Origin of the sequence: Veillonella sp. 27098_8_77, from assembly GCF_041431535.1 — a bacterium.
Lineage (GTDB): Bacteria > Bacillota > Negativicutes > Veillonellales > Veillonellaceae > Veillonella.
Genome location: NZ_JAPVXW010000014.1, coordinates 26923 through 39270, shown reverse-complemented (window position 1 = coordinate 39270; position 12348 = coordinate 26923). Strand labels below are relative to the sequence as shown.

Annotated in this window: 10 protein-coding genes and 3 tRNA genes; 11 read left to right on the top strand and 2 right to left on the bottom strand. The window is 39.8% G+C overall.

Annotated elements, in window-relative coordinates; translation table 11 throughout:
- Window positions 1-73 precede the first annotated feature (73 nt).
- The 6 genes from O3617_RS07995 (at window position 74) to O3617_RS07970 (ending at window position 4407) form a co-directional block, all read left to right on the top strand.
- Entirely contained in the window at window positions 74-1279 is a 1206-nt protein-coding gene (locus tag O3617_RS07995) for an NADP-dependent malic enzyme (protein WP_371449481.1), read from the top strand.
- Between the two features lie 219 nt (window positions 1280-1498).
- A tRNA-Pro gene (locus O3617_RS07990) sits at window positions 1499-1575 on the top strand.
- An 11-nt stretch (window positions 1576-1586) separates the two neighbouring features.
- Window positions 1587-1660 (top strand) — tRNA-Gly (locus O3617_RS07985).
- A 108-nt stretch (window positions 1661-1768) separates the two neighbouring features.
- A tRNA-Arg gene (locus O3617_RS07980) sits at window positions 1769-1845 on the top strand.
- Between the two features lie 144 nt (window positions 1846-1989).
- Entirely contained in the window at window positions 1990-3144 is a 1155-nt protein-coding gene (locus O3617_RS07975) for a type I restriction enzyme HsdR N-terminal domain-containing protein (RefSeq protein WP_371449480.1), read from the top strand.
- A gap of 63 nt (window positions 3145-3207) precedes the next feature.
- The gene (locus O3617_RS07970; protein ID WP_371449479.1) at window positions 3208-4407 is read left to right on the top strand and encodes a type I restriction enzyme HsdR N-terminal domain-containing protein; all 1200 of its coding nucleotides are present in this window, start codon (window positions 3208-3210) and stop codon (window positions 4405-4407) included.
- Between the two features lie 290 nt (window positions 4408-4697).
- On the opposite strand, the gene O3617_RS07965 is transcribed toward O3617_RS07970, so the two are convergent.
- Window positions 4698-5102: a type II toxin-antitoxin system death-on-curing family toxin gene (locus O3617_RS07965; RefSeq protein WP_371449478.1), complete on the bottom strand. Its 405-nt coding sequence runs from the start codon at window positions 5100-5102 to the stop codon at window positions 4698-4700.
- The gene (locus O3617_RS07960; protein ID WP_371449477.1) at window positions 5099-5260 is read right to left on the bottom strand and encodes a hypothetical protein; all 162 of its coding nucleotides are present in this window, start codon (window positions 5258-5260) and stop codon (window positions 5099-5101) included. Before O3617_RS07960 ends, O3617_RS07965 begins: the two co-directional genes overlap by 4 nt.
- Before the next feature lie 335 nt (window positions 5261-5595).
- Between O3617_RS07960 and O3617_RS07955 the strand changes: the two genes are divergently transcribed.
- The 5 genes from O3617_RS07955 (at window position 5596) to O3617_RS07935 (ending at window position 11931) form a co-directional block, all read left to right on the top strand.
- A complete protein-coding gene (locus tag O3617_RS07955; protein WP_371449476.1) occupies window positions 5596-7752 on the top strand; it encodes an ATP-dependent Clp protease ATP-binding subunit in 2157 nt (718 codons plus the stop codon).
- 382 nt (window positions 7753-8134) lie between these two features.
- Window positions 8135-8902: a LamB/YcsF family protein gene (locus O3617_RS07950; RefSeq protein ID WP_371449475.1), complete on the top strand. Its 768-nt coding sequence runs from the start codon at window positions 8135-8137 to the stop codon at window positions 8900-8902.
- 55 nt (window positions 8903-8957) lie between these two features.
- On the top strand, window positions 8958-10154 hold the full coding sequence (locus O3617_RS07945) for an NRAMP family divalent metal transporter (protein WP_371449474.1): 1197 nt from the start codon (window positions 8958-8960) through the stop codon (window positions 10152-10154).
- A gap of 9 nt (window positions 10155-10163) precedes the next feature.
- Window positions 10164-10907 (top strand): 5-oxoprolinase subunit PxpB, encoded by a 744-nt coding sequence (pxpB, locus tag O3617_RS07940; RefSeq protein WP_371449473.1) that lies wholly within the window; start codon window positions 10164-10166, stop codon window positions 10905-10907.
- Window positions 10894-11931 (top strand): biotin-dependent carboxyltransferase family protein, encoded by a 1038-nt coding sequence (locus tag O3617_RS07935; RefSeq protein ID WP_371449472.1) that lies wholly within the window; start codon window positions 10894-10896, stop codon window positions 11929-11931. The genes pxpB and O3617_RS07935 overlap by 14 nt, the downstream gene beginning before the upstream one ends.
- Window positions 11932-12348: the final 417 nt, after the last annotated feature.

Sequence of the window (12348 nt, the reverse complement as noted above, 5' to 3'; positions counted from 1 at the left end):
AAATTGTAAAAGGGATTGATACTTAATCCCATATAAATAATGTGTGCGTTGTCATCCACAAAGGAGAATTACTATGGACGTACGTGAAGAAGCAGTATTAAAAAAACGTGAATTAAAAGGTTTCCTTACAGTAGGAACTAAATATGAATTAAAAGACGCTCATGATTTATCCGTTGCTTACACACCAGGTGTAGCAGAACCATGCTTGCGTATTAAAGACAATGAAGCAGAATCTTTCGAATTAACTTGCCGTTCCAACATGGTTGCCGTTGTATCCGATGGTACTCGTGTACTTGGTCTTGGCGATATCGGCGCTGCAGCAGCATTGCCTGTAATGGAAGGTAAATCCTTATTGTTCAAAAAATTCGGCGATGTAGACTGCATTCCATTGGTTGTAGATACTAAAGATGCTGATACATTGATCAACACTGTAAAATTGTTACAAAAGAACTTTGCTGGCATCAACTTAGAAGACATTTCTTCTCCTAAATGCTACGAAATCGAAAATCGTTTGAAAGAAGAATTGGAAATTCCTGTATTCCATGATGACCAACACGGTACAGCAATCGCATGTTTGGCTGGCGTAAAAGGCGCTCTTCGCCTCGTTAAAAAAGATTTAGCTACAGCTAAAATCGTTGTAAACGGTGCTGGTGCCGCTGGTGCAAATATCGCTCGTTTGTTATACCTTGCGGGCGCTCGTGATATTACTGTATTGGTATCCTCTGGTGTATTGCACAAAGACTACAAACGCCTCGATTCCTTGCAAACTGAATTAATCGACATGCTCGGCCTTGAAGAAAAACATGGCAACTTGGCTGAAAACGCTAAAGGCGCTGACATCCTTCTTGGCGTATCTGCAGCTGGTGCTTTTACAAAAGAAATCTTGGAAAACTTGGCTGACGACGCTATCGTATTCGCTATGGCGAACCCTAATCCAGAAGCAACATATGCTGATATGAAAGCTGCTGGCGTTCGCATCGCAGGTACAGGCCGTTCTGACGCTCCTAACCAAATCAATAACGTAGCTGTATTCCCTGGCATCTTCCGCGGTGCTATTGACGTTCGCGCATCCAAAATCACTGACGAAATGAAATTGGCTGCTGCTGATGCATTGGCACACTTGATTCCAGACAGCGAATTGAATGATGAAAACATCATGCCATCCGTATTCGATCCTCGCGTAGCTCCTGTAGTTGCCAAAGCAGTTGCTGAAATTGCTGTTAAACAAGGTATTGCTAAAAAACCTCAAATCGTTGAAGACGGTCACTACGAAGGCTAATTTTAACTAAATAAAATATGCTTTGAACATGCATCCTACGGGGTGCATGTTTTTTTACATAAAATTTTAATGAAGTTATAAAAAAATACTTGTCAGAATAGTGCTCCGATGATATAATAATTTTCGTTGCAGAGAGGTACTCACAACTGAGTAAAACTCAGCAAAAGTAGTGGTTGACATCAACTACCGGGTTTGCTATAATTAGCAAGTAATTAATGACGGGGCATAGCGCAGTTTGGTAGCGCACCTGGCTTGGGACCAGGGGGTCGCAGGTTCGAATCCTGCTGCTCCGACCATTTTTTATTTTGCGGGTGTAGCTCAATGGTAGAGCCCCAGCCTTCCAAGCTGGTCGCGAGGGTTCGATTCCCTTCACCCGCTCCATTTTTTTTTGCCTTTTTTAGGGTGAACGAAAAATGACGTCATTAGTTGACGATACATGCCACATAATTTATACTATAATAGATAATTACATATAAAGGTAATCCACATGGTTCAGTAGCTCAGTTGGATAGAGCAACGGCCTTCTAAGCCGTGGGTCGGGGGTTCGAATCCCTCCTGGATCACCAAAGAAATAAGCGGATAGCTCGTAATGAGCTATCCGCTTTTTTGTATTTAATACCGCACAAAAGGCGGTAAATTTTATATATGATATAATATTAAAAATGAAAAATATATGAAATATAATCTTGCTATTGTATAAGGAATATATCATGAATGATATAAAGAAAATATTTAAAGCTATAAAGTTAAATAAATATAAACCAAGTTCAACATCTTATTTTGATCCAGTGCGTAAATATTTTGTACCTAAAACACCTGAAGAAGAGGTGCGACAAAAAACAATTGAATTCTTGAAGACACAATTGGGAGTACCTCTTGATAGACTACGTGTAGAAGAGGCTATGTCACATGTAAAAAGAGGGGCAAGAGGAAGAGCAGATATTGTTGTTTATCGTGACGATGAAAAAAACAAACCCTTAATGGTAATAGAATGTAAAGCGCCTGAGGTCGATATATCATGTGATGATGTGAGAGAACAGGCCGAAAGATATCGCAACATTCTTAAAGCAGATTATATTATGTTGGTTAATGGTTATAAACTTATCATGTATAAATACCAAGATGGGAAAAACTTTGAGCTTGTAGATATTTCTTCATATAAAGAGCTTTTAGAATCAAAGGTCTCTTTTGTTGAAAATAGTCCACTTGAACCATATTCCTATGAGGAAATCATATCCTATAAAATACAAAAGAAATTTACCAAAATATATGTTGGATGTGAGACCCCGAAACCTGTTAAATTTTTTGCACTTAATTTTTTAAATCTAATTTTATTTAAAACTATAGATGACGAATCTATTCTAGAATTGTTAGGTGTATTTGAAGATAGAGGCACTGGGCGGACTAGATTTGGTAATAGTGCTGGTTATAATTATCAGATTAAGACTCATTTGTTTATTGCAAAGGATAGAAAAAATAAAGATCAAATTCTGGGGCTTAGTCTTTTTGGTAGATATAATACACAATTAAACGTATCTATAATGAATAGAGAAAGAAAACATCATTCGTTACAATTAGATATGGATAAATACTGTAAGTATGACTATCAAAGTAATAAAATTGTTATTACACATAATGGAACCTTATCAACGGGTAGAGGTGGCTCTATCAGTAAATTTACCGTTATTGATTATGTAAAAAATAATGCGCCTGATTTAATTCGAGATGAAGAAGTTTATTTTGGTTCTATAGATAATTCTCGATTGTTAGAATGGAATCAGCCAGATGTGCAAAATTTTATAAGAAACCTGTTCCTTTATGCTGTTCTACGAGATGAAGTGCGAAAAAAATATAAAAAGAAATAATATCTACAAAGCTAAAATTATTAAATAGAGATAAATTGTTACGGATATGGAGTGATAATACTAATGAAGTATATAGAAGAGATTTTTGATAATATAAACCTTGAAAAATTTGGACGGGATGGCGATAGTATATATGATCCGATACGTTCCTTTTTATTGGCTGCTACACCAGAGGAGTGCGTTCGCCAAAAAACAATTGTATACTTGCAAAGGGACTTGGGGATACCTATTAATAGGATTTTTGTGGAAGAATCAATGGCGCATACTAAAAAAGGCGCACGTGGAAGAGCGGATATTGTTGTCTATCGTGATGATGAGTGCACAGATGTACTAATGATTATAGAGTGTAAGGCACCTCATATTAACGTACTTGGTGATGAGGTGTTCAAGCAAGCTTGCGGATATAGAGAGATACTAAATGCTGATTATATAATGCTTATTAATGGTATAGAGGCTATTGTCTATATTTATAATGAAGGGGGATATTTTGAAGTTAAGGATATTCCTTCCTTTGAGGAGCTTTTGAAAAGTAAAATTTCAATTGTTGAGACAGAAGAGTTTGAAGAATTTAGATATGAAGAACTTATGTCAGATGAGTTTCAAGAAGCATTTGCAGAGAATGGGGATATTAGCGAATATACGCCTCAATATATAAAAGGCTTTGCTCTTAATTTGATCAATCTAATTATTTATAAAGAAATTAAAAATAGTAACTTATTGGAAAAAATAGGTGTTTCCGAAGATTGCCGTGTAAGTATGCCACATTTTGGTAATAGTGGAGGTGGTAATTATCAAGTTTGGTCTCATATGTTTATTGCAAAAGACTATCTAAATAGAGATCAGGTTCTAGGCATTAGTATATGTGCTACAGCACATACAGAGAATGACCCACATTGGGGTAACCGTACCGGTACTACTCAATTAAATGTATCTATAACAAATAAAGAATCTAGACATCATTCTTTACAATTGAACTTGGATCGGGCTTGTAGATATAATCCAATTACTAATATAGTAGACATTACACATAACGGTTCTTTAACAAGCGGTAAAGGTGGAGCAGCTAAAAGAGGGGATGTTATCACATATATTAAGGAACGTGCACCTGAACTTGTTTATGGTGATGAAATATATCTTGGTCGTTTGAATAACTCTCGTTTGCTAGAATGGAAAGATTCTAATGTACAATCCTTCATAAGAAATTTGTTACGCTATGCTGTACTTCGTGATGGATTTAGAGCAGAATATAAAAAACCAAAGTAATATTGTTAATATAGGGGCTGTAACAGAATGCGGTTTTACCGCATTCTAGTTACAGTCCCTTTGGTATATAAAAGAGTTAGAGCTATATATACTGTTATGGAAATAGAACAGGCCTGTACTAATTTGTGGGACCCTATATATGTGCCTTGTTAGAAATAGAACAGGCCTGTACTAATTTGTGGAACCCTATATGTGCCTTGTTAGAAATAGAACAGGCGTGTACTAATTTTTAGGACCCTCTATATATGTGCCTTGTTGGAAATAGAACTCTATGTACCCCTGTCAAATTATTAGTCCACATCAATTTCTACAGTATTCTCCCGCAACCATTGTGCTAGTTCTGTATTTGTCATATTACCTGAGGCAACATCGATAATCATGTTTTCTACGTGTTGTTGTGTTGCCGTAATATCAAATCCATTAATAATTAAATACACATACATACTGTGTAGTGCCGTTCGTTTATTTCCATCTGTAAAAGGATGGTTATTGGCAATGCCATAACATAATTGTGCCGCTTTATCGTAGATGGATGGGTATAGATCATTCCCCATAAAGGTTTGAAAGGGTGTATTGACGGCTGATGCTAACAAGTTTTCATCGCGTACGCCCGGTGAAAGGACGAATGCATCTTCTAATTGGGCGTGGAGTTCGTAGATATCTTGCTGGGTGAATTGGATGTTAGTTGTATTCATTTGTTCTCCAATGCTTTGTATAGTTCATAATTTCGTTTTAGTACTTGCTGAGAAATGTCTTTAATGCGCTTTGCTAGTTCTTTGTTATTAGCACTTGTCATGATAGGTGCGTCATGGAGTGTGGTTGAATCGGTATGTGGTGAAGATTGTTGTGCCATAGTTTGTTCTCCTTTGATATATTTTGACCTTTATTTCTATTATATAGGCAATAAATCAATACAAACAATAGAGTTTCTAATAAAATAATCAAAAATCTAAAATAGGAAATCACGTATAAACCCAGTATTTACCTGCACTTTCACCAATAAAATTATATTTGTAAAAATAAAAGTCAAAAAAAGTCAAAAAATTTTAATTTGACCTATTGACTTTTTGACTTAATAAGTTTATTATAATGACATAAGGTTAAAGAAACCTAGAAATAAAGCAAGAAATTAAAGAGACTTAAAAGGTCAAATAGATATACTTGTAGTAATAAAGTGAGGTAATTTATATGAACAACAACTTCAATAACTTTGGCAGCGATTTTGGTAGCATGAATGATTTGTTCAATCAATTGATGGGTAATATGGGTGGTTATTCCACAGAAAACCGTCGTTATAAAATTAATGGTCGTGAAGTAACTCCTGAAGAGTTTGCTTATTATCGTCAAACAGGTCATTTGCCTACTAACGAAGAAATCCAAGCAGCACAAGCTGCAGCTCAACAAGGTCAAATGAAAAAGGATGGTATCCTTGCTCGTTTAGGTACGAACTTAACAGATGAAGCTCGTAACGGTAAGCTTGATCCTGTTATCGGTCGTAACAAAGAAATTCAAGAAACTGCTGAAATCTTAGCACGTCGTACAAAAAACAATCCTGTTCTAGTCGGCGATGCTGGTGTTGGTAAAACAGCTGTTGTAGAAGGCTTGGCTCAAGCAATCGTAAACGGCGATGTTCCAGCAGCGATTAAAAATAAAGAAATCATTTCTATCGATATTTCCGGTTTGGAAGCTGGTACTCAATATCGTGGTTCCTTCGAAGAAAATATCCAAAACCTTATCAAAGAAGTTAAGGCTGCTGGTAATATCATCTTGTTCTTCGACGAAATCCACCAAATCTTGGGGGCTGGTTCCACCGGTGATGGTCAAGGCTCCAAAGGCTTGGCAGATATTTTGAAACCTGCTTTGTCCCGCGGTGAATTAACAGTTATCGGTGCTACTACACAAGATGAATACCGTAACACAATCATGAAAAACGCAGCACTTGCTCGTCGTTTCAATGAAGTAAAGGTAAACGCACCATCTGCAGAAGATACTTTCAAAATACTACAAGGCATTCGTCCATTGTACGAAGCGCATCATAACATCGAATTGCCAGATGCAGTGTTGAAAGCAGCTGTAGATTATTCCGTACAATACATTCCTCAACGTAGCTTGCCAGATAAAGCCATCGACTTGATCGATGTCACAGCAGCTCATTTGGCTTCTCAACATCCTGTAACTGATATCAAAACATTGGAAGCAGATATTGCAGAAGCTAAAGCAAAACAAGAAGAGTTTGCTCAAAAAGAAGATTATGAATCCGCTATTAACGAAAAAATGCGTATTCAAAAATTACAAGAAGAAATCGACAAGCACACGGATAACCAAAAGGTTGTGGCTCAAGTTAACGATGTAGCCGAAGCAGTAGAACGTATGACTGGTATCCCTGTTTCTCAAATGGGTGCATCCGATATCGAACGCTTGAAAGACATGAAATCTCGTTTGGAAGCACATGTCATCGGCCAAGATAAAGCAGTAGAAGCCGTATCCAAAGCTATCCGTCGTAACCGTGCAGGCTTTGACGAAGGTAACCGTCCAATCGGTAGCTTCTTATTCGTAGGTCCTACTGGTGTTGGTAAAACAGAATTGGCTAAACAATTAGCTCTAGATATGTTTGGTAACAAGGACGCTATCATTCGCTTGGATATGTCCGAATACAGTGACCGTACAGCGGTTTCTAAATTGATTGGTGCTACAGCTGGTTACGTTGGTTACGAAGATAACTCCAACACATTGACTGAACGCGTTCGTCGTAATCCTTACTCCATCGTATTGTTCGACGAAATCGAAAAAGCAGACCCTCAAGTTATTACATTACTTCTTCAAGTATTGGATGATGGTCGCTTAACAGATGGTCAAGGCAACACAGTAAACTTCAAAAACACTGTTATCATTGCTACATCCAACGCAGGCTTTGGTTATGGTAGCGACAACGACGATGAAAACAAGGTTGATGTAATGGACCGCATTGCTCCATTCTTCCGCCCAGAATTCTTGAATCGTTTCAATGCTGTTATCGAATTCAATCAATTGAGCAAAGAAGATTTGAAAAAAATCGTTGATTTGATGCTCGACCAAGTTAACAAAACTTTGGCTAAAAAACAAATTACCTTAGATGTAACTGACGCAGCTAAAGATTTGTTGATGGAACAAGGTTACGATAAAACGATGGGCGCTCGTCCATTACGTCGTGTTATCGAATCCGAAATTCGTGATAATGTAACAGATTACTACTTGGATCACATCGATGCGAAACACTTGTTGGCTGATGTTGTAGATGGTCACATCGTGATCAGCGACAAGGATGCTGCTAACACATCCGATGCTAAATCCGATGATGACAAATAACTCTCTCCATATACACACATATACCAATAGTTCTATTGATGATGAAAGCACTCGACATTACGTCGAGTGCTTTTTTGCGTTAATAGGGTCTTTCATATTTACATCATATACCAATAATTGTAAGAAAAATCACATTTTGTATAGATATTTATATAAGTCGGATTATGTATACATGAATACATGCTAAGAATTTTGTATACATAGGGAAATTACTTGAATTATGGACCTCATAATTTGTATAATCTTACTACAAGTTATATTCTATAGAATTTAAGAGAAAGATGTGTATTTATATGAGTTCTATAAGATATACATCCGCATTGAATGAACTATGGATACAAAATAAATCAGCAAGAATATAGACATATGAGAGGTACAGATAATGAAACAATACATAGACTTAAATAGCGATTTAGGTGAAAGCTTTGGCAATTATACTTTGGGCATGGATAGTGAGGTATTAAATCACGTCACGAGTGCCAATGTGGCTTGTGGTTGGCATGCCGGCGATCCTCTCATTATGGAGGCCACCGTTAAGATGTGTAAAGAGAAGGGCGTAGCCGTAGGGGCTCATCCAGGATATCCTGATTTAATGGGATTTGGTCGACGCAAGATGGCGGTGAGTCCTGATGAGGCACGGGCCTATATGGTATACCAATTCGGTGCATTGCAAGCCTTTTGCCATCAACATGGTGTTGAGTTACAGCATATGAAATTACATGGTGCTTTTTACAATATGGCGTGTGTAACGCCGGAACTTGCTGATGCGGTGTTGGACGGCTTACAAGCGGTAAATTCCAATGTGCGTGCCATGGTATTGAGCGGTAGTTATATCGCCAAAGAGGCAGAGCGACGAGGTATGCCTGTCATCCAAGAGGTCTTTGCGGACCGCGGTTATACAGAGGAAGGCACATTGGTGCCCCGTACGGAAGAGGGGGCTTTCATCAAAGACCCACAAGAGGCCTTGGAACGGGTGCTCATGATGGTCCAAGAAGGCAAGGTCGTAACGAATACGGGTAAAACAATCGATATTGTGGCCGATTCCGTATGCGTTCATGGCGATAATCCGAAAGCGATAGCTTTCACAAAGTATATTCGTGAAGGCCTTACTAAGGCGGGCGTCATTGTTGCGAATTTCCAACATCGATAGTTTACATTCGATTGCGTAAGAATAGATAGTATCAGAATAGATAAAAGGAGTCAGTATGAAACCGATTACAGGTAAAGCGAGTTTGTCTGTCCTCTTAGGGGCAGCGTTTTTGATGGCCACGTCGTCCATCGGGCCAGGATTTATGTTACAAACGGCGGCGTTCACAGGCCAGTTACAGGCGGATTTTTCGTTCGCCATCGTGGTGTCCGTTATTTTCTCCATCATTGCACAGCTCAATGTGTGGACCATTATCGGCGTATCCCAGATGCGGGGCCAAGACATTGCGAATAAGGTATTGCCAGGGCTTGGCTACGCAGTGGCATTCTTGATCTCCCTTGGGGGCCTGGCGTTTAACATCGGCAATATTGGCGGTGCGTCCATGGGGCTCAATATTGTATTTGGCATCGATACGACGACAGCGGCGGCCATCAGTGGTATTTTAGGCATTTTATTATTTGCATCCCCTAAAATGGGCGGCGTCCTCGATAATACGGCGAAGGTATTGGGCACAGTGATGCTCGTCCTCATCGGCTATGTAGCGTTTTCTACCAATCCTCCTGTAGCAGAGGCCGCAACTCATGCCATCGTGCCAACAAATTATCCTTGGTTGGCTACGATTACCCTTATCGGCGGTACTGTAGGTGGGTACATTACATTCTCCGGCGGCCATCGCTTGATTGATGCGGGTATTACAGGTCGTGAACATTTAAAGGATGTACGTCGCGCTGCCTTTATGGGCATGTCCGTAGACGCCATCGTTCGTATCTTGCTATTCTTGGCCGTACTCGGCGTCGTATCCATGGGCTTTGCCTTAGATCCGAAGGACCCTGCAGGTTCTGCGTTCTTACTCGGTGCTGGCGAAATCGGTCATAAACTATTCGGTATCGTATTCTTCTGCGCTGCGTTGACTTCCGTTGTGGGCGCTGCCTATACATCGGTATCCTTCCTTAAAACCTTGTTCAAGGTGGTAGAACGGTATGAAAAATTGACCATCATGGCATTCATCTTCGTTTCCACATGCATTCTAATTTTTATTGGCAAACCGGCTACATTGTTAATCGTGGCGGGCTCTGTGAACGGTTTGATTTTGCCTGTTACCTTAGCCGTTATGCTATTGGCAACGTGTAAGACGGATATTGTAGGGGACTATAAGCACAATCCGGTTCTGTTCTACACCGGCTGGATCGTCGTGCTTGTGACCGCCTATATCGGCGTTACATCCTTGCAAGGTATTGCGAAATTATTAGGTTAGGGGGCACGTATGAATCCCACAATTTCTCCGGTTGGGGATAGTGCTATCTCCATCGAATTCGGTCAAGTTATTGACCCTAAGATTAATCAGCGTATCCGTCAGACTGTGGCGAGTATTGAAAGCCTCCATTTAGAGGGAATCGTTGAGATGGTGCCTACTTATTGTGCGCTTCTCATTCAGTATGATGCGCTGCGCTACACCTATGCTGAACTGTGCCGCATTCTTGAACCTATCTGTACGCAGCCTATGAGTGCTGATGAAAGTGAACTTCTAACGGTCGTAGAAATACCGACCGTCTATGGTGGTGAATTTGGCCCAGACCTTGGATTTGTAGCCTCTCATAATCACCTTACAGAGGCCGATGTGGTGAGCATTCATAGCGGCACGGATTACCTCGTGTATATGATGGGCTTTATTCCAGGCTTTACGTATCTAGGTGGCATGGATCCGCGCATTGCTACACCTCGTTTGTCTTCGCCGCGTACGCATATTCCGGCAGGTTCCGTAGGCATCGCGGGTGAGCAGACTGGCACCTATCCGTCGGATTCCCCTGGGGGCTGGCAAATTATAGGCCGTACACCTGTATCCATGTACGATGAGTCTCGTGAACAGGCGGCCCTTCTCAAGCCGGGCGACTATGTGCGCTATGTTCCCATTGATGAAAGTGCGTTTCACTGTATTAAGAAATTGGGCTCTTCTTTTAAGCCCGTTGTGCATCATGTAAAGGCAGGTGACCTCCGTGGCGGTAAGTGAATATAAGAATGCGTCCTTTGTGGTGGTTGCGCCTGGTATGATGACCACCGTCCAAGATGGAGGGCGCGTGGGGTTTCAACAATATGGTATGCCCGTGGCAGGTCCCATGGATGGTGAAAGCTATTCTATCGGTCAAGCCCTCGTAGGGAATACGACGCCTGTAGGGGCTTTGGAATGTACCGTGCTCAGTCCCACGCTGAAGGTGAAAGGCACATGCATTGTTGCTTTCACCGGCGCCGATATGCAGCCTACCATTAATAATGTGGAGGTGCCGCGATATATTCCCTTTGTCTGTCATGACGGCGATGTCATCTCTGGCAGCTTTAGCCAATGTGGGGTGCGCATGTATATTTCCTTCGCCGGCGGCATCGATGTGCCCGAAATTAACGGCAGCGTAGCGACGCACACAAAGGCGAATATCGGTGGATTTGAGGGCCGTTCTCTGGCAGCGGGCGACGAAGTACGTTTAAAGGACTGCACTTGCGATAGTACCATCTGTGAATATACTAGCGAATCGAATCATCTGTTTAATACGGCCCTATTTAATCGGGGCGGCCGTGAATGCCACGAACCGCTACGCGTTGTACTGGGTTCACAAGCCAAATATTTTACAGAAACAGGTATTCGGAATTTTAGTAGTGAACTCTATACATTGACCATCCAATGCGACCGCATGGGATTTAGATTAGATGGAGCCCCTGTTGAACACATCGATAGCGCTGATATCATCTCCGATGGCGCTGTGTTTGGATCTATTCAAGTTCCATCCGATGGTAATCCAATTATCCTCATGGCAGACCGGCAAACGACGGGTGGCTATACTAAAATCGGCACTGTTATTACGGCAGATTTACCTAGACTGAGCCAGTTGCCTATTGGGGATGGAATTACCTTTGATATTGTATCTATAGAAGAGGCACAAGAGCTTTATAGGGCATATATGCAAAATTTGCATAGCAAAATTAACTTAGCTTCTGCACAAAGTAGATTTGTATTCTCTGTGAAAAAAACATCTGTTACTTAAGTATGAATTGATGATATTACACTTAGTATGTATATATTATTGCTACATTTGTATATTTCGATGAATGAATATGTATATGATGAAAGACACTACTCTATTTGAGTAGTGTCTTTTTGTATGTAGAGTTATCTAATTAATAAAAATATTATCTTAAAAATAAAGTGAAACAGGTGTATTACTCTTAAATATAAAAATACATCTATACATATAAATATGAGATGAAAAATACACGTATCAAAATTAAAATGATGTTTTGTCATCTATAATACTATATATTTTAAATGAATAAATATTTATAAATATTTATTCAAAAGTATATAATATACATCGAATAAGATAAAAAATATAGATTATGTCTATTCTTTTGCCGAATCAATAAATCGTTAATTTGCAATTAAATATTCTGAAAGTAGATAC